The organism is Streptomyces sp. NPDC023481 (genome assembly GCF_055560195.1).
The window spans coordinates 242,507-260,669 of the sequence record NZ_JBVHJE010000005.1 but is presented as its reverse complement, the minus strand read 5'-3'; the positions used below and the strand labels follow the sequence as shown (position 1 = coordinate 260,669).

The following is an 18,163-nucleotide window of genomic DNA, read 5'->3' as shown; positions in this document are numbered from 1 at the left end:
CCGATGTCCCCCCTGTCCGGCCGTGCCTGGCGGACGGCCGCCGTCCTGCTGCCGGCCGCCGCGGCGGCCCACATCGGCCCGGCGGCCACCTGGCTGCCGGCCGTACGGCTGCCGTTCTTCCCCGGGCTCGCCGGCACCGGGCACCCCCGGCACGTCGCGCTCACCTTCGACGACGGGCCGGACCCGGTGTCCACCCCGCGCTTCCTCGACGCCCTGGACGGGCTGGGGGTGCGGGCCACCTTCTTCGTGGTCGGCGAGCACGCGGTCCGCCATCCCGACCTCCTGAGGGAGACGGTACGGCGCGGGCACGAGCTGGGCGTGCACGGCTGGACCCACGACCGGCCCTGGCGGCCCGCGTTCGCCCGCGACGCCACCCAGATCGCCCGGGCCGTCCGCGCGGTCCACGACCTCACCGGCCGGCGCCCGCGCTGGTACCGCCCGCCGTACGGCATCCTCACCACCAGCCGCTGGCTGGCCGCGCGGCGGGCCGGGCTGAGCACGGTGCTGTGGACGGCGTGGGGCCGGGACTGGACGGCCGACGCCACGCCGGAGTCCGTCCGCGCCCGGATCACCGCGGACCTGCGCGGCGGCGGCACGCTCCTGCTCCACGACTCCGACCGCCACTCGGCCCCCGACTGCTGGCAGGCCACCCTGGCCGCGCTCCCGGCCATCACGGAGCACTGCCGGACGGCGGGGCTCACTCTGGGGCCCCTCGGCGACCATGTCCCGAACACCGGCCGGCTGGACGGCCGAGCTTCTCGGTGAGGGCGGGAGCGGGTGCCGTGTATGAGGTGCGGGCGGGTCGGTGAGTTGCGGGTGCGGCTTCGCGGGTTCGTGGTTCGCGGTTCGCGGTCGCCGTTGTCGGGGCGGGCGGTCGGGGCCCGGACGCGGGGGCGGGGGTGGCTGGTCGCGCGGGGTCGGGGCACCGGGGCCGGGGAGGCGGGTGGCGGCCTCGGCTCGCGTGTGCGCGGGCCCGGGCCGGCTCGCGGGTTCGGCGGGGCCGGCTGTCGGGCGTCGTACCGTGCCCCGGCCGGCGGGCGCGTGAGGCGCGTGACGAACTCCGCACGCTCACAGATCGGTCACGCTGTCCAACGCGTCCCCCCGGAACAGGGTATGGCCGCGGGCCACGCGGGGTGGGGCGGATGCGGGGAGGCGGGCCAGGGCGGTCAGGAGAGCGGGGGTGTCGGGGGCCAGGGTGGACAGGCCCAGGTCGGCCATGCGGCGGACGCCCTCCGCGCCGTGGCCGGGCAGCGGGCGGTGGCCGATCACGGGCAGGCCCACGGCGAGGGCCTGGACGGCGGTCTGGCCGGCGGCGTTGTCCACCAGGGCGTGGCAGGCGGCCAGCAGGCCGGGCATGTCGTCCACCCAGCCCAGGGCGAGCGCCGCCGGTTCCCGGGAGAGCCGGGCGAGGAGCCGCTCGTCCCGGCCGCACAGCACCACCGGCAGGTAACCGCCCGCCGCCAGCAGCCGGGCGGTCGGCACCGGGCGGGAGGCCGCGCCCCAGGCACCGGCGGACAGCAGGACCGGGGGCCGGCCGGGCGCCCGCCGGGCGAACCGCTCCCGCCATCCGGCCGCTCCGGGGGCCGGCGCCCGGAAGGCGGGCGCCACCACCGGGCCGGTCGTGACCACCGGCACCGCGAGGTGGCGGCGCACCTCGGCCGCCGCCGCGTCCGTGAGGCACAGGTACCGGTCGTTTCCCGGATGCAGCCACTGCCGGTGCACCGCGAAGTCGAGCAGGAAGACCGCGCTCGGCACCCGCAGCCCGCCCCGCGCCCGCAGATGCCCGGTGAGCTGCGCGGCCAGATGGAACACGGACACCACCACGTCGGCGTCCAGCCGGTCCACCAGCTCCGTCAGCCGGTCCGCGGCGAGCCGGGCCAGCGGGACCCCGCTGGGCCGCCGCCCGGGCCCGCCGCGCAGGAACGCGCCGTAGACCCCGGCGTACAGCCAGGGCAGGTGCCGCACCGACACCCGGTAGCCGCGGCGCAGCCCGGTGCCCAGGCCGTACGGCAGGAGCCGCAGCACGTCGGCCACCTGCGCCTCGTGGCCCCGGGCCGCGGCCCGCCGGGCGAGTTCGGCGGCCACGGTGTCGTGGCCGGCTCCCATGCTCGCGCTGAGGATCAGCAGGCGCCGCCGGCCGCCCGGCGCGTGGTGCTCTGTGGGGGGCATGGAGCCCGATTCTGCGCCGGTCCAGGGCGCGAACGGCGGACCCGGCGGGCCGTGTCGCCCGACCCCGCGGTCACTCGCGCGCACCAGCGCCCCGTCCCGACGCCCGCGCCTCCGGCTGCGAGTTGCCCGGTGCGTGCCACGCTGGAGGAACCGGCACGGGAGAGCGTGTGGGCGGCGAACACGGGAGGAGCCGTGAGGCGGTTGCGGCGCGGCCTGCACCGCGCGTGGGAGTGGCTGCGCCTGCGGGCCCTGTTCGAGCACGGCAACGAGCTGGAGCTGATGCACCGGGCCATGGGGTTCGCCACCCTTGCCCTGGTGACACTGGCCCCGCTGCTGATCGTGGTCGCCGCGGCCGACCCCCTGGTGCGTGGCGGCTTCGCCTCCTGGCTCACCGACGGCATGGGGCTGTCCGGGCCGTCCGCCCACGTGATCACCGACGTCGTCAGCCCCCCGCGCAAGGTCATCGGCACCACCAGCGTCTGGAGCGGCCTCCTGCTCGCCGTGTTCGGCGTGTCCTTCGGCGGCAGCGTGCAGAACGCCTACGAACGGATCTGGGGCCTGGCCTCCGGGCCCTGGCACCGGGTGTGGCGGCAGGCCACCTGGCTGATCGTGCTGACGGCGTACCTCTACCAGGAGGTGGCCACCAAGTCGACGCTGCACGGCGCGCCGCGGATCGTGCTGTCCACGCTCAGCGGGATCCTCTTCTTCTGGTGGGGGCAGCGCTTCCTGCTCGGCGGGCAGGTGCACTGGCGCTCACTGCTGCCCGGCGCGCTGGCCACCGTCATCGGCCTGGCCGGGCTGCGCGCCTTCTCCTACCTCGTGTTCACCCCGCTCATCGTCACCAACGCCCTGAGCTACGGCGCCGTCGGCACCGTGCTCGTCGTGGAGTCCTGGCTCATCGGCGTCGGGTTCGTCATCTACGGCGGCGCCATCTTCGGCCGCTGGTTCACCGAACACCACTGGATGCCGTCCCGCCACCGCGAGCCGGCCGAGGAAGGGGAGCGCCCGGCCTAGGCCAGCTGGCGGCGCACCAGTTCGTGCAGTCGGCCGCCGGTGTCCGCGAGGAGGTCGGCCGGGGTGCCCTGCTGGACGACCTTGCCCTCCTCCATCACGACCACCCGGTCGGCGTCCAGCACGGTCGACAGGCGGTGGGCGATGACGATCCGGGTGGCGTTCAGCTTGCGCGTGCTGTCGATGACGATGCGCTGGGTGTCGTTGTCCAGGGCGCTGGTCGCCTCGTCGAAGAAGAGGATCCGCGGGCGCCGGATGAGGGCCTGCGCGATCATCAGACGCTGCCGCTGGCCGCCGGAGATCGCGCCGCTGCCGGCGACGATCGTGTGCAGCCCCATCGGCATCCGCTTGATGTCCTCCGCGAGCCCCGCCAGCTCGGCCGCCGCCATCGCCTCCTCCGGCGTGTACGGCTCGGCGCCGCAGATGACGTCCATGATCGAGCCGGTGAACGGCTGCGCGTGCTGGAGGACCACCCCGCACTGCCGGCGCACCGCCGACTGGTCGAGCGCCGCGAGGTCCTGGCCGTCGTAGAGGACGCTGCCGGAGACCGGCCGGTCGAAGCCGATGAGCAGCCGCAGCAGCGTGGACTTGCCGCAGCCGCTGGGGCCGACGACCGCCACGAACTCGCCGGGCCGCGCCGCGAAGGACACGTCGTCCAGGACCAGTGGGCCGTCGTCGGCGTACCGGAAGGAGAGCCTGCGGGCCTCGACGGCGCCGGACAGCGGGCCGGGCCGGGTGCTGGCCGTGCGCACCTCGGGCGTGGCCTCCAGCACCGGCCTGATCTCCTCGAACAGCGGCAGCGCCGCCACCGCCGAGACGAACGCGCCGGTCAGCTGGGTGACCGAGGTCAGCACCATGGTCACCGACGTGTTGAAGGTGAGGAAGTCCGCCGCCGACATCGCCCCCCTGGCCGGGCCCGCCAGCAGCATGAACATCAGCAGGGTGCACACCGGCAGGTAGACCGCGCCGAGGACCGTGGTGACGTTCTTGATCCGGCCGACCCGCTGCTGGAGCTCCCGGCTGCGCGCGAACTCCCGCGCCCAGGCCGCGTACGCGTAGTTCTCGGCCGCCGCCACCCGCAGCTTGGGCAGCCCGCGCAGGGTCTGGAAGGCCTGGTTGTTCAGCTTGTTGCCGAGCGTCACCAGCCGCCGCTGCCAGCGCACCTGCCACAGCCCGAGCCCGGTGAACACCGCCCCGATGACGACGAGCATCCCGATCGCGGCCGTCGCCATCGCCGGGCTGTACCAGAACAGCAGCCCCAGGTTCATCGCGCCGACGGTCACCGACTGGACGACGACCGGGCCGACACCCGCCAGCAGCCGGCGGATCGCGCTGATACCCATGGCCGCGCTGGCCAGTTCACCGGTCGAGCGCCGGGTGAAGAAGCGGGTGGGCAGCCGCAGCAGCCGGTCCCACACGGCCGGCTGGAGCGCCGCCTCGATACGGCCCTCCAGACGCAGGATCGACAGGTTCTCCAGCAGCGTGAACGCGGCCGCGACCACCCCGCTCACCATCACCGCCAGGCACACCTGGACGATCAGGCCCTCCTGCGCCCGCGGCACGTACTCGCCGAGCACCTTGCCCGTCGCGATCGGCACCAGCGCGCCGATCGCCACCGTCACCAGCCCCGCGAGGAGCAGGCTCACCAGGTCGGCGCGGGTGCCGCGGAGACTGAACCGGAGCAGCCCCAGCGGCCCGAGGCCCTTGTCGGGCAGCGGCCGGTAGAACATCACCGCGCGCGGCTCGAACTCCTCCGCGTTGGCCTTCTCGACGGGCGTCTCCCGTCCCGTCCCGGGGTGCACGGCCACATAGCCGCCGCGCCGCCACAGCAGTGCGACCGGCGCCCCGGACAGCGCCCTCCGGCCGACCAGCGGGCCCACGTCCTCGCGCCACCAGCGCCCGTCCAGGCGGACGGCCCGGGTGCGTACCCGGGAGGCCAGCGCGACCCGTTCCACCGGATCCAGCCGGTCGCTCTCGGCGCCGCTCTGCGCGGGCTCGGCGAGCCGGATGCCGGCCGCCTCGGCGACCAGTCGGCAGGCCGCGTGGGTGGCGTCCGCGTCGGCCGCCGTGGTGCGGCGCGAGGAGCGCTTGCCGATGGAGGCCAGCAGGGTCTGGTCGGCCTGGGCGCGTACGGCCTCGCCGGCCTTGATCCCTTCGGCCGTGCGGTCCTCGTGGGTGCGCTCCAGCTGCTCGATCCACCGGTCCAGCGCGGTCAGCAGCCGGTACTGCTGGTCCACCAGGCTCTGCCACAGCGCCGGGTCCATCAGCAGGTCGGCGGCGGCCTCCGCGCCGTACAGCGAGCCGTGCTGCACACTGCCCGGCGGCACCTGCATCCAGAACACCTCGTCGTCGGCCGGGGCCGCGGCCCGCTCCTCGGCCAGCGGTGCCTGGAACAGGACGGACAGGCCCCGGCCGACGCCGAGGGCGAGCGCGTACTCCAGCGGGCTCGACGTCGGCGGCACGTACTGCGGGTTGCCGTACTCGTCGTACGACCAGGTCTGGGTCTGCGCCGGCTGGTACAGCTCGCGCAGGGCGACACGGTGCACCACGCAGTCCCGGACCGGGCGGGCCACCAGGGTGTGCTGGGGCCCGGCGACCGGGCCGAGCAGCAGCGTGCCCGCCTCCAGCCGGCCGAGGTGGTGCCAGTGGCCCTGCTGGGCGGCGTCCACCGCGAACAGGTCCAGCGCGCCGGCCGCGACCAGCCACAGCACCTGCGGACCCTCCAGGTCCAGGCGGCCGAGGCCCGCGCAGTCCAGCCGGGCGCCCAGCGAGCCGAGCGCCCCGACGACGAGGTCGCCTTCCGGTACGGACGTCATCTCACCGCTCCCTGACCAGCGCCGCGTACGCGCCGCCGCGCCCCACCAGCTCCTCGTGCCGCCCGCGCTCCACGACCGTGCCGTGCTGGAGGACGACGATCTCGTCGCTGTCGCGGACCGTGCTCAGCCGGTGCGCGATCACCACACAGGCGCAGCCGCGCCGCCGCAGGTTGTCCATCACGACCTGTTCGGTCTCCGCGTCGAGCGCGCTGGTCACCTCGTCCAGCACCAGGATGCTCGGCCGGCGCACCAGCGCCCGCGCGATCTCCAGGCGCTGGCGCTGCCCGCCGGAGAAGTTGCGCCCGTCCTGCTCGACCCGGCTGTGGACACCGCCGGGCCGGCGCATCACGACGTCGTACAGGGCCGCGTCGCGCAGCGCCTCCACCACGGCCTCGTCGGGGATCGACGGGTCCCACAGGGCCACGTTGTCGCGGACCGAGCCCTCGAACAGGAAGACGTCCTGGTCGACGAAGGAGACGGAGGCGGCGAGCGCGCCGCGCGGGATGTCCTCCAGCCGGCGGCCGTCGATACGGATCACCCCGTCCCACGGCGTGTACAGGCCCGAGATGAGCCGGGAGACCGTGGACTTGCCGCTGCCCGAGCCGCCGACCAGGGCCACCTGCTGCCCGGGGCCGACGGTCAGGTCGAAACCGGTCAGCAGCGGCTGGTCGAGCGGGCTGTAGCCGAAGGTGACGTTCTCCAGCTCGACGTGCCCGTGCAGCCGCCGGGTCGAGTCGCCGCCGCCGGGACGGGCGTACAGCGGGTCGGTCTGGAAGTTCTCCACGTCCTTCAGCCGGGCCACGTCGGCCGCGAAGTCCTGGATGCGGCCCGCCACGCCGTTGAGCCGGGTCAGCGGCGCGGTGAACCGGGTGACGAGGGCCTGGAAGGCGACCAGCAGGCCCACCGAGATGTGGCCCTCGACCGCGCGCAGCCCGCCGATCCACAGGATCAGCGCGCTGTTGAAGGTGGCGAGGGCCGGCGCGACCACGCCGAGCCAGGCGCTCGGCACCCCCAGCCGCTGCTGCTCCTCCAGCGTGGTGGCGTGCTGCCCGGCCCACTTGCGGAAGTAGCCGTCCTCGCCACCGGTCGCCTTCAGCGTCTCGATCAGCTGGAGCCCGGTGTAGGAGGTGTTCGTCAGCCGCGCGGTGTCCGCGCGCAGCTTCGCCGTCCGGGTCGCCCGCAGCCGTACGACGAGCCGCATGGCGACCACGTTCAGCAGGGCCACGGCGATGCCGACGAAGGTCAGTTGCGGGTCGTAGGTGTAGAGCAGGACCGCGTACAGCACGACCACGATCGCGTCGACGCCGGCCGCCGCGAGGTCGCGGGCCAGGGTCTCGGCGACCTGGTCGTTGGACTGCAGGCGCTGCACCAGGTCGGCGGGGGAGCGCTGGGAGAAGAACGTCACCGGCAGCCGCAGCAGATGGCGCAGGAAGCGGGCGCTGGAAAGGGTGGAGGAGATGATCCGGCCGTGCAGCAGGTTGGCCTGCTGGAGCCAGGTCAGCACCAGCGTCAGCAGCACACAGGTGGCCATCGAGGTGAACAGCACGCCCAGCAGCGAGGTCTGCCCGCCGATGAGGAACGTGTCGATGTAGGTGCGGCTGAGCGCCGGTACGGCCGCGCCGACCGCGACCAGCAGCAGGCTGGCCAGCACTGCCGCCGGGAGGGTGCCCGCGGTGCCGCGCAGCCGGGCCGGCATCGCGCCGAGCACCCCGGGTCGGCGGCCGCCCGTGGTGAAGCCCTCGCCGGGCTCCAGCACCAGCACGACACCGGTGAAGCTGCCGTCGAACTCCTCCATGGGCACGAAACGGCGGCCCTTGGCGGGGTCGTTGACGTACACCCCGCGCCGGCCGAAGCGGCGGCCCATACCGTCGTACACGACGTAGTGGTTGAACTCCCAGAAGAGGATGGCCGGTGCCCGCACCTCGGCGAGGGCGGCCAGGTCCATCTGCATGCCCTTGGCGGTCAGACCGTAACCGCGGGCCGCTTTCAGCAGGTTGGAGGCGCGGGAGCCGTCGCGGGAGACGCCGCAGGCGATGCGCAGCTCCTCCAGCGGGACGTGCCGGCCGTAGTGGCCGAGGACCATGGCGAGGGAGGCGGCGCCGCACTCGACGGCCTCCATCTGGAGCACGGTGGGGGTACGGACCGTGCCGGTACGGGGCCTGGGGACCGGCCGCTTCGCGGGGGCCGCGCGTCTGCGGCCGCGGGTTTCCTGGGCGGTGGTCACGGGAGCAGCCAATCGACGGGGCGCTGGTCGGCGAGCCGGACGGAGCCGGTCGCGAGCGTCATGGAGTCGAGCCGGAACGGCGGCCCGCCGGCGGTGGACCAGCGGTAGCCGCTCCTGGTGGACGAGGACGTGTCGAGTTCCACCAGGACGGCCACGGGGCGGCCCTGGTGGGTGAACTGCTCGCCGAGCTGGCTGTCGCCGAGGAACGCGGAGATCGACTGGGCGGACTGGGCGGTGCGGTCCACCGACTTCACCTCGCCGCGCAGCACGCCGTAGCGCTGTGCGGGTACGGAGGACACGGTCAGGTCGACGGAGGCGTGCGCCGGGATGGCGGCGGCCTTCTCGGCGGGCACGTACACGGTCGCGTACAGCGGGTCGGAGGCGTGGGCGACCTTCTCGACCGCGGCGACGTTCGCGCCGGTCTGGATGATCTGGCCGATGGTCGCGGCGAGCGTGGTGACGCGGCCCGCGGCGACGGTCCGGACCACCGTGTCGCCCTTGGCGGTACGGACCTCGAGTACCGGGGCGTCGACGGGCAGCCGCTCGCCCTGCCGGGCGAGGACGGCCGTCACCTGTCCGGCCACGGGGCTCTGGAGCAGGTAACTGCCCTCCCCGTGGGTGAGGATGGCGGGCGCGCTCACGGTGGAGGCGACCGAGCCGGTCACCGCCCACACGGAGGCGGCGGCCATGACGACGATGGTGACGCCGAGCGCGAGCCAGCCCTGCGGGCGGGCCAGCCGCACCGGAAGGTCCAGGTCCTCCGGCGACTGAAGCTTGGCGAGGGCCTGTTGGCGGAACTGCACGGAACTTCCCTCACCTGTGGGAGAGACGCGTGGGTGTCAGGGCACCGCTGAGCCCCGGAGCCGTGGGACGACTCCGGGACCGCGATGACACCGAAGTGCGATCAGAGACCGGCGACCAGGCCGTTGACCGGCGCGGTGTTCAGGCCGGAGACGCCCTCGACGGTGCCGACGACCGTGTTGACCAGGCCGTTGACGCCCGGAGCGATCTCGTTCACGGTGCCGAGGGTGCTGTTGAGGGTGTTCACGGACAGACCGCCGGAGACGTTGTCCAGCTCGGCGTCCGAGATCTCGACGGTCTCGACACGGGGGGTGGAGTTCATGGTGGAACTTCCCTTCATATGGATATTCACAGGGGGGAGCGGCCCCCTCTGGGGACAGACGGACGGCCGCGACCGCGGGCGCCGGGCACCCGTTCCCGGGGGCCCGCCGGATCCCGCGGTGCGATGGATCAAAGCACGCACGCGGGGCACGCTTCCAATCAACCAGGGCTCTCACCTGCGAACTTGGTCCGTGACGGGGGTCATCCGTGCAGGTCTGCGCACGCCGTGTCGGCGACTCCTTCACATGCCGCACGTCATCGTCACGGCCGACGGTCGCCCGCCGGACGGCGAATCCGGCACACCTCGCCAAAGGCGTGCCAGGGGGCGCGCGGTTGTGCAGATAACCCGGTGCCGGTGCGGTGTCCCCGTGCGGGATGTGCAGATTCCCTGAAGGAGAGATTCCGCTTCGGCTTCTAAGCCGACCGTTACCGACCGGTTGCCCAGCGTGTCGGATCGATGGGTGCCCGGGTCCGGTCAGCCGAGGAGGGCGTAGACCGTGCTCGCCCGGGCGGCGAGCGCTCCCGAGCCGGCGTCGCTCAACGTGACGTCCGCGAACGCCATCCGGCGGCCCAGCTTCGTCAGGACCGCTTCGATCAGGACATCCGCACCGGTCACCGCCCGCTGGAACGAGGTCGACTGCTGCACCGTCGTCATCGGCACGAACCCGCCCCGGGCGGCCGACACCGCGATCACCGTCGCCGTGTCGGCGGCCGCCATCAGCGCCTGCCCCGACAGCCCGCCGCCCTCCCGGGCCAACCGGTCCGACCAGGGCAGCCGCAGCACGGCCCGGTCCTCGCCCAGTGCCTCGACGGACAGCCCGAGATCGAGCACCCAGGGCGCGAAGTTGACGGAGAGGATCCTGTCGGCTTCGGCGGCGGTCATCGTCATATGGGGGATTCTTCCCGGCCGCCCGGCGCGCCACGCCGGGCTGGCCGATTCGCCACGCCGGTACGGCCGTTCGAAACCGGAATTGAACACACCACGCGGCCGGTGCGTACCTACGGCCATCCAGGCGCCGCGATACCCACCCCCCCGATACGAACTGCCCACGAGCGGCAGACCCCCCCGTCCCCAGGAGGTCGAGAAGGTTGAGTCACAAGCGAATGCCGAAGCGCAAGGCCGCGATAGCGGTGGGCGGTGTCGCGGCACTCGGAGCGGCGGCCCTCCTGCTCCCCAACGCCAACGCCTCCCAGGACAAGGACCAGGCGGCGGGCGCCACCGGCACCGCGAAGACCCTGAAGGCCGCGGACGCCTCCGGGCTCGCCGCCCAGGTGCAGAAGATCCTCGGCGACGCCTTCGCCGGCTCGTACTACGACAGCGCCAAGCAGCAGCTCGTCGTCAACGTGGTCAGCGGGCACGACAACGTCGTCGTCCAGGCCAAGAAGGCGGGCGCGGTCGTCCGCCAGGTCGACAACAGCACCGCCGAACTCGCCGCCGCCGCACGGACGCTGAAGACGAAGGCGACCATCCCCGGCACCTCCTGGGCCGTCGACCCGCGCACCGACAAGGTGCTGGTCACCGCCGACGCGACGGTCACCGGCAGCAAGTGGAACAGACTGCAGTCGACCGTGCGCGGCCTCGGCTCCGGCATGGCGACGCTGAAGAAGTCCTCCGGCACCTTCAAGACGTTCGTCTCCGGCGGCGACGCCATCTTCTCCCAGGTGCAGGGCGGCAACGTCCGCTGCTCCCTCGGTTTCAACGTGACCGCCTCCGACGGCAGTCCCGCCTTCCTGACGGCCGGTCACTGCGGGGTCGCCGCCAAGGACTGGTCCGACTCCCAGACCGGGCAGCCCATCGCCACCGTCGACCAGGCCACCTTCCCCGGCAACGGCGACTTCTCCCTCGTCAAGTACACCGACCCGGCCACGCAGGCGCCCAGCGAGGTCAACGTGGGCAACGGGCAGACCGTGCAGATCAAGCAGGCCGCCGACGCCACCGTGGGCGCCACCGTGTTCCGGATGGGCTCCACCACCGGGCTGCACGACGGGCAGGTCACCGGCCTCGACGCCACGGTCAACTTCCAGAGCGAGACCGACCCGAACGGCGTCGACACCGTCACCGGTCTCATCCAGACCAACGTCTGCGCGGAGGCGGGCGACAGCGGCGGCTCGCTGTTCACCCAGGACGGCAGTGCCGTCGGCCTGACCTCCGGCGGCAGCGGCGACTGCACCAGCGGCGGCGAGACCTTCTTCCAGCCGGTCACCACCGCCCTCCAGGCCACCGGCGCCACGATCGGCGCGGGAGCGGGAGCGGGAGGCCAGGCCGGGGCGGGCGACCAGTCGGGGGCCGGGGACCAGTCGGGTGCGGGGGCCGGTGACCAGATCGGCGGCAGCGCCGATCCGTCGGCGCCCGCGGACGCCTCCGGTGCCTCCGGTGCCTCCGGTGCCTCCGGTGCCGACGACCAGTCCGGGTCCGACGCGTCCGGCTCCGACGCCTCCGGCTCCGGCGCGGCGCACGACAGCTCGTCGTCGCTGACCGGCACGCGCTAGCGGACCGGCACGCGCCGGCGGGCCGGCGCGTCCGCGAGACTCCCCGGCCGGCCTCCCCCCTCGGTACCGGCCGGTGGACAGTGGTCCGGTCCTCCCACGGGAGGGCCGGACCACCGCCGTGCTCGTCAGCCGTCGTCGCGCGCCCGCAGCAACAGCACCGCCACGTCGTCCGCCCGTTCCCGGGCCGCCGCACTGTGCCGGACGACCTCGTCCACCAGGCTCTCCAGCGGCTGGTCGCCGATGTCCGCGAGCAGCGCGCCGAGATCCACCAGCGCGTCCTCGATGTCGACCGCAGGGGTCTCCACCAGGCCGTCGGTGTAGAGGAGCAGCACCGAGCCGGGAGCCAGGGACACCTCGGTCGTCGGGTACACGGCCGCGGAGTCGATGCCCAGCAGGGGGCCTCCGGCCAGGTCCAGCACCCGCACCCGCCCGTCCGGCCGGCGCAGCAGCGGCGGCGGGTGGCCGGCCCGGGCCATCACGGCCCGCCCGCGGGCCGGGTCCAGCCGCAGGTACAGGCAGCTGGCGAACAGTTCGGCACCGAGGTCGACGAGCAGCCGGTTGGTGCTGCTCATCACCTCGTGCGGCGCCTGCCCCACGGTGGTGTACGCCCGTACGCCCGTCCGGATCTGGCCCATCAGGGCCGCCGCCGTCACGTTGTGCCCCTGGACGTCCCCGATCACCGCCGCCGCCAGCGGCCGGGCCGGCACCAGGTCGTAGAAGTCGCCGCCGATCTCCATGCCCTGGGTGGCCGGCAGATAGCGGGCCGCCGCCTCGATGCCGGGCGGGGGGACCAGCGAGTTCGGCAGCAGTGCCTGTTGCAGACCGTGCGCCAGGCGGTTCTTCGTGTCGTAGAGCACGGCCCGCTCCAGGGCCTGCGCGATCAGCCCGCCGAGGGAGGTGAGCACCGCGCGCTCGTCGGCCGGGAAGGGGTGCGGCTCGGCGTAGGCCAGCACACAGGTGCCGACCGGCCGCCCGGACGCGACCAGCGGCAGGTACGCCCAGGCCGCGAAGCCGTCCGGGGTCTGCCGCAGGTCCGGATACAACCGCTCCAGCTGCTCCCGCGAGTCGAAGAACGCGGGCACCCCGCTGTTCAGGGCATGCGTGCCCGGGGTCCGCGCGGCCAGCGGCAGCCCGTCGAACCGCTCCAGCGCGGACGGGTAGCCGCGGTGCCCCAGCACGTGCAGCCGCCCGCCCTGCGCCCGCAGCAGCACCAGCGCCTGGCTGCCGACGGCCGGCGCCACCTCGTCCCACACCAGTTGCACCACGTCCCGCACCCCGGCCGCCTCGGTGAGCGCGCCCGTCAGGTTCAGCACCTGGGAGATCGTCACCAGCCGGGACGGCCCCGGACCCGCCGGCGGAGTGCCGCGCGCCATCTCCGCCACCGGCCGGGCCCGGCTGACGCGCACACTGAGCCCGGTCGTGCTGGGGTACAGCCGGAACGACAGCCACTCGCCGCGCGGGCGCAGCGCCACGAACGACGTCACCTGCTGGCTCAGCAGCGCCGCCCGGTAACGGTCCTCGTACATCGGGTCGTTCAGCCACGGCACCGACACCCAGGGCAGCGTGCCCAGCAGCTCTCCGGCAGGCCGGTCGAGCAGTTCGGCGGCGGCCGTGTTGGCGAAGACGATCCGGCCGTGCAGATCGAGCGACATCAGCCCGTACGGCAGCCGGCCCACCATCCGCGCCGCCTCGACCGAGCCCAGGGTGCCCGCCTCGCCCGGCACCCCCGCCGCGAGCACGTCCGGCTCGTGGCCGGCCGGCCGGCCCTCCCGCGCGGCCCGCTCAAGTCGAAGCGCCAGCCGCTCGCAGGCCGCCACCAGGTGCTCGCGCTCCCGGTCCGACAGCTCCGGTGGATGCGCGCCCGGCCAGGTCACGAACAACGCGCCGTAGACCGCGTGCTCCGTCGCCACGGGTGCCGCGGCCAGCGCGAAGGGGTACGGCAGCACCACCGAGACCCGCGGGTAGCGGCGGGCCATCTCCTCCTCGCCGCCCACCCAGACGAGCCGCCGCTCGCGCGCCGCCTCCGCCACCGGGATCGGCGCGCTCAGCCCGACCCGCTCCCACGGCGCCGCGAACGCCCGGGGCATGCCGGCCATCACCGCCATCTCCAGGACCGGCTCTCCGGGCCTGAGCAGGTACACGGCACCGGAGTGCGCGTGCACGTCCTCCAGCAGCGTGGCCAGGGCGAGCGACAGCACCGGCTGCCCGGCCGGTGCCCGCCTCGCCCCTGGCCCGTCGGACACGCCGACCACCTCCTCGTACGGCCGCGCGTCGCATCCAGGGGACAAGACTCCCTCGCGGCGACGCCCGGCGCACGGCGAGCGCCTGTACGGCATCCCGCGCACGCCGCCCGCGCGTCGGACGGCTCCGCACGCCTCGCCAGGCCGTCTGCCCGCCGGAGACGGTGGGCCCGGTCGGGGTCGTACCGGGGCCGTCGGCCGGGGTGGCGCCGGGGGTGAGGGAGAGGCACGGGTGGTGTACGCGTTTCTCGTGTGCGCCCCCGCCGCGCCCGGTTGGCTGATTCCCTGCGCAAGGGGAGGCTTTCTCGGCCCCGCGGCGCGCCGGACGGGCGGAGAGGAGGCCGACGTCGGGGACGGATCGTCGGTGGACCGGAACGTCTCACCGGGCGTGTCGCCGCCGTTCCCGGGCGGCCCGTCCGGAGTGTCGGTCGGCCGGATCATCACCCCAGATCAGGGGCACTCCGGCCAACTGCCGCAACGGCCGGGCGGAAGGCCGGGACACGCCGCCCGGAAGGCGGGAAGGCGCCATCCGGCCGGGCCCGGCGACGGTCTTTTTCTCGCCCACCCGGTTTGCGGGTGACGCACCGGGGCACACGCGGCTGCGACGTTCCGGCCGGGGGCCCGTGCACGTACGGGACCGGACCAAGTGGCCGGACAGTGACGCAAAAGCACCGTCAAAGTACTCTCCGTTCAACTTCAGGGGGTTGCTTGCGCGTGACTCACCGTGAAGACTGTGGCCGAGTTCCATCGAAACGAAGGTGTCACGGAGTGCGCGTCTGGCCATTCGTGGGGCGTCTGGCCCGGCGGCTGCGTATTCTCACACCTCGTTCCGGACCGCCGGGGCCGCGCGCCCCGCTGTCCGTTCACGAGCCGGGAGGGGCCCGCGCGATCGCCGTGCGGGAGGAGTCGCTGGGGGGATGGGTTATGTCGGGTTGGCGCGTCGCACGACCGGGCTCGCCGCGGGGCCGGGGCCGGCCGCACGGCCGCCGCGTCCTGCACCGCATGTGTTGAGGGCCACAACCCACTCCGCGACACGCCGACGGCGGGCGACCGTACCGCCGCGCACGAGGAAGCCGCACGGGACGTGCGCTCCTCCCGTCCGACCCTCCGGCAGCGGCACTCCCGCGTCCGGAACCGCCCGCGGCTTGTGCCGCGCCGGTCCACGGCATCGACCCTGTGCGACTTCGCCCTGCCCGCACGCGTCAGCAAGGAGACAAGGTGATCAGCAGTCAACCGACGGGCCAACGGCTCCTGTTGGAGGAGTTGCCCGACCGCTGGCGGGACTTACGCCAGGCCGGCCCCGTGCGGTACGAGGAGACCCAGGGTGTCTGGCAGGTGCTGGACCACGAGACCGTCGCCGCCGTGCTCGCCGACCCGGCGACGTACTCCTCGGACCTCTCCGCCCTCGCCCCCACCCAGTCCGACTTCGAGACCTTCACCCAGGGCAACTTCGTCGGCATGGACCCGCCGGAGCACCGCAAGCTGCGCACTCTGGTCAGTCAGGCGTTCACCCCCCGGGTCGTCCAGGGGCTCGGCCCCCGCATCGAGGCCGTGTGCGCACGGCTGCTGGACGAGGTCGCCGACCGCGACCGGTTCGACCTGGTCGACGCGCTGGCCTATCCGCTGCCCATCATCGTGATCGCCGAACTGCTCGGCATCCCCGCCGAGGAACACCGGCTCTTCCAGGAGTGGGCGAGCGTCCTCTTCGGCGGCGACCAGCTCGGCGAGGCGCCCGACATGGCCGACCTGGAACGGGCGCTGGAGGCCATCGCCCCCACCGTGCGCGAGATGAACGGCTACATGCTCGACCACATCCGCGCCCGCCGCGCCCACCCCGGCGAGGACCTGACCAGCAGACTCATCGCCGCCGAGGTGGACGGCGTGCGCCTAGCCGACCAGGAGATGGTCGGGTTCGTGGCGCTGCTGCTGGTCGCCGGGCACATCACCACCACCGCGCTGCTGGGCAACGCGGTCGTCACCTTCGACCGGCACCCCGGTACGGACGCCGCGCTGCGCGCCGACCCCGCGCGCATCCCGGCCGCCGTAGAGGAGGTGCTGCGCTGGCTGCCGCCCTTCCCCGAACTGGGCCGCCGGGTCACCCGGCCCGTGGTCCTCGGCGGCCAGGACATCCCGGCCGACAGCCTGCTGATGGCCCATCTGGGCGCCGCCAACCGGGACCCCGCCCGCTTCGACGCGCCCGACGTCCTCGACGTGACCCGCAACCCCAATCCGCATCTGACCTTCGGGCACGGCATCCACTTCTGCTTCGGCGCGCCTCTGGCCCGCCTGGAGGCGCGGATCGCCCTGCGCATGCTGCATGAACGTTTCCGCTCACTGGTGATCCCCTCCTACGAGGACATCGCCTACCAGAACCCGGCCGTCATCATCGGCGTACGGCAGCTGCCCGTGGAGGTCGGCAGACCGTAGTCCGAGCGCGCGCCGCGCACCGGCCTGCCCCGTGCCGCTCACGGGCCGGACCGGAACACCCGCACATGAGACCCACCCAACGGGAGTCCCCTTCTCATGCCGTACACCTTCCCCGCCGCTCCGGCCGCCACCCGGTCGCCGTCCCTGGCGCACCGGGAGTTGCAGGACCGCCTCGACGCCCTCGCCCGGGCCCACCGGGTACCCGGCGCCCAACTCGCCCTGGACACCGGCACGGACCTCATATCCGTGCACACCGGCACAGCCGACACCGCGACCGGCCGTCCCTTCACCGCGGACACCGCGGTGCCCCTCGGATCGCTCACCAAGCCCTACACCGCCGCGCTCGTCATGCTCCTGGCCGACGACGGCGACCTCGACCTGGACGAACCCGCCGCCGCACACCTCCCGGAACTGGCCGCGCTCCCCGAGGTGACCATCGGTCAGTTACTCGCTCACACCGGGGGTTTACCCACCGGCCCGGACTCCGACACGGCCGCCACGACCACCGCCTCCCGCTATCTCGCTGCCGTCTGCACGGCCCGCGACGCGCTGTTCCCGCCGGGCACCGACTTCTCCTACTCCAACGCCGGCTACGTCGCCGCCGGCCGGCTGGTGGAGACGATCACCGGCATGCCGTGGACCGACGCGGTCCGGGCGCTGCTCCTCGAACCCCTCGGCGTGGTACCGGCGTTCACCGGTGACGCGGTGCCCGTCCGGCCCGTGGCCGCCGGGCACGCGGTCAACACCGCGACCGGACAGGCCCGTCCGGCCCGGCAGAACCTCGCCCCGCTGGAGGCGCCGGCCGGTGCGCTGCTCGCCAGCGCCCGGGACCTGGCCGCGTTCGGCAACGCTCTGATCGGCCGCTCGGACCTGCTGCCGCCCGCCGTCAGCAAGGAGATGCGCCGCCCCGAGCCGGCCGCCCGCCCGGGCCCGCTGGCCGACGGCTGGGGCGCCGGACTCGCCCTGTACCAGCGGGACGGCCGGGTGTGGTGCGGGCACGACGGCAACGCCCAGGGCACCTCCTGCCATCTGCGCGTCGAGCCGGAGAGCGGGGTGGTGGTCGCCTTCACCGGCAACGCCGCGGGCGCGACCGCCCTCTGGCGCGACCTCGCCGAGGAACTGGGCCCGCTGACCGGGCTCCGGGTGCCCGCCGGCCCACGGCTCGCGGACCGGGGCCGTCCCGTCGACCTGCCCGACTGCGCGGGAACCTATCGCAACGGCACCACGACGTACCGCGTCGCGCCGGGACCGGACGGCTCGCTCGCCCTCTCCGTCGACGGCGACCTGCCCCTCCCGCTGGTCTGCTACGCCGACCTCTCCTGCGACCTGCGCGATCCGGACACCGGGCGCCTCGAACCCGGGGGCCGCTTCCACCGCGATCCGGCCACCGGCAGGGTCGACCGGGTGCAGATCTCCGGCCGCACGGCCCGCCGCACCGCCGACGGCTGAGCCACGTCCCAGTTCGGGACCGGTACGGCGTCGAGCGGAAGCCCGGCCCGTCCGGAACCCGGGCCGGCCCCGCCCCGCACCCGAGCCGTGCCGCACCGGGATCCGAGCCGCGTCGCAGCGAGCCGGCGCGCGGGTGCCGGCGGGGTTCCGGTCCGGTCCCCGGCGGCCGGCGCTCCCGTCCCGTCCCGCACCGGTGCCGGAGCCGGGAGCCGCTC

Annotated in this window: 12 protein-coding genes; 5 read left to right on the top strand and 7 right to left on the bottom strand. The window is 74.2% G+C overall.

Features of this window, described 5'->3' with window-relative positions; genetic code table 11:
- Window positions 1-3 precede the first annotated feature (3 nt).
- The gene (locus tag ACZ3ZD_RS13320; RefSeq protein WP_467396167.1) at window positions 4-765 is read left to right on the top strand and encodes a polysaccharide deacetylase family protein; all 762 of its coding nucleotides are present in this window, start codon (window positions 4-6) and stop codon (window positions 763-765) included.
- A 303-nt stretch (window positions 766-1,068) separates the two neighbouring features.
- Here the strand turns inward: ACZ3ZD_RS13320 and ACZ3ZD_RS13315 are convergent, their stop codons facing one another.
- Window positions 1,069-2,169 carry an MGDG synthase family glycosyltransferase gene (locus tag ACZ3ZD_RS13315; RefSeq protein ID WP_467396165.1) on the bottom strand — a complete coding sequence of 367 codons (1,101 nt, stop codon included), beginning with the start codon at window positions 2,167-2,169 and terminating at the stop codon, window positions 1,069-1,071.
- Between the two features lie 192 nt (window positions 2,170-2,361).
- Here ACZ3ZD_RS13315 and ACZ3ZD_RS13310 point away from each other — a divergent pair, with 192 nt between their 5' ends.
- The gene (locus ACZ3ZD_RS13310; protein ID WP_467396163.1) at window positions 2,362-3,183 is read left to right on the top strand and encodes a ribonuclease BN; all 822 of its coding nucleotides are present in this window, start codon (window positions 2,362-2,364) and stop codon (window positions 3,181-3,183) included.
- Here ACZ3ZD_RS13310 and ACZ3ZD_RS13305 read toward each other — a convergent pair.
- From ACZ3ZD_RS13305 to ACZ3ZD_RS13285, 5 genes are all read right to left on the bottom strand, one after another.
- Window positions 3,180-5,996 (bottom strand): NHLP bacteriocin export ABC transporter permease/ATPase subunit, encoded by a 2,817-nt coding sequence (locus tag ACZ3ZD_RS13305; protein WP_467396161.1) that lies wholly within the window; start codon window positions 5,994-5,996, stop codon window positions 3,180-3,182. The genes ACZ3ZD_RS13310 and ACZ3ZD_RS13305 overlap by 4 nt on opposite strands.
- A gap of 1 nt (window position 5,997) precedes the next feature.
- Window positions 5,998-8,220: an NHLP family bacteriocin export ABC transporter peptidase/permease/ATPase subunit gene (locus tag ACZ3ZD_RS13300; RefSeq protein WP_467396159.1), complete on the bottom strand. Its 2,223-nt coding sequence runs from the start codon at window positions 8,218-8,220 to the stop codon at window positions 5,998-6,000.
- On the bottom strand, window positions 8,217-9,023 hold the full coding sequence (locus tag ACZ3ZD_RS13295; protein ID WP_467396157.1) for a hypothetical protein: 807 nt from the start codon (window positions 9,021-9,023) through the stop codon (window positions 8,217-8,219). Before ACZ3ZD_RS13295 ends, ACZ3ZD_RS13300 begins: the two co-directional genes overlap by 4 nt.
- Window positions 9,024-9,124: 101 nt before the next feature.
- A complete protein-coding gene (locus ACZ3ZD_RS13290; RefSeq protein ID WP_361469893.1) occupies window positions 9,125-9,343 on the bottom strand; it encodes a type A2 lantipeptide in 219 nt (72 codons plus the stop codon).
- Window positions 9,344-9,817: 474 nt separating this feature from the next.
- Complete coding sequence (locus ACZ3ZD_RS13285; RefSeq protein WP_467396154.1) at window positions 9,818-10,231, bottom strand: PaaI family thioesterase; 414 nt, start codon at window positions 10,229-10,231, stop codon at window positions 9,818-9,820.
- A 215-nt stretch (window positions 10,232-10,446) separates the two neighbouring features.
- Between ACZ3ZD_RS13285 and ACZ3ZD_RS13280 the strand changes: the two genes are divergently transcribed.
- Window positions 10,447-11,832: a S1 family peptidase gene (locus ACZ3ZD_RS13280; protein ID WP_467396511.1), complete on the top strand. Its 1,386-nt coding sequence runs from the start codon at window positions 10,447-10,449 to the stop codon at window positions 11,830-11,832.
- Window positions 11,833-11,957: 125 nt separating this feature from the next.
- Here ACZ3ZD_RS13280 and ACZ3ZD_RS13275 read toward each other — a convergent pair whose 3' ends face one another.
- The gene (locus ACZ3ZD_RS13275; RefSeq protein WP_467396509.1) at window positions 11,958-14,084 is read right to left on the bottom strand and encodes a SpoIIE family protein phosphatase; all 2,127 of its coding nucleotides are present in this window, start codon (window positions 14,082-14,084) and stop codon (window positions 11,958-11,960) included.
- A 1,206-nt stretch (window positions 14,085-15,290) separates the two neighbouring features.
- Here ACZ3ZD_RS13275 and ACZ3ZD_RS13270 point away from each other — a divergent pair.
- Complete coding sequence (locus ACZ3ZD_RS13270) at window positions 15,291-16,499, top strand: cytochrome P450 (RefSeq protein WP_467396152.1); 1,209 nt, start codon at window positions 15,291-15,293, stop codon at window positions 16,497-16,499.
- A gap of 96 nt (window positions 16,500-16,595) precedes the next feature.
- Complete coding sequence (locus ACZ3ZD_RS13265; RefSeq protein WP_467396150.1) at window positions 16,596-17,948, top strand: serine hydrolase domain-containing protein; 1,353 nt, start codon at window positions 16,596-16,598, stop codon at window positions 17,946-17,948.
- Window positions 17,949-18,163: the final 215 nt, after the last annotated feature.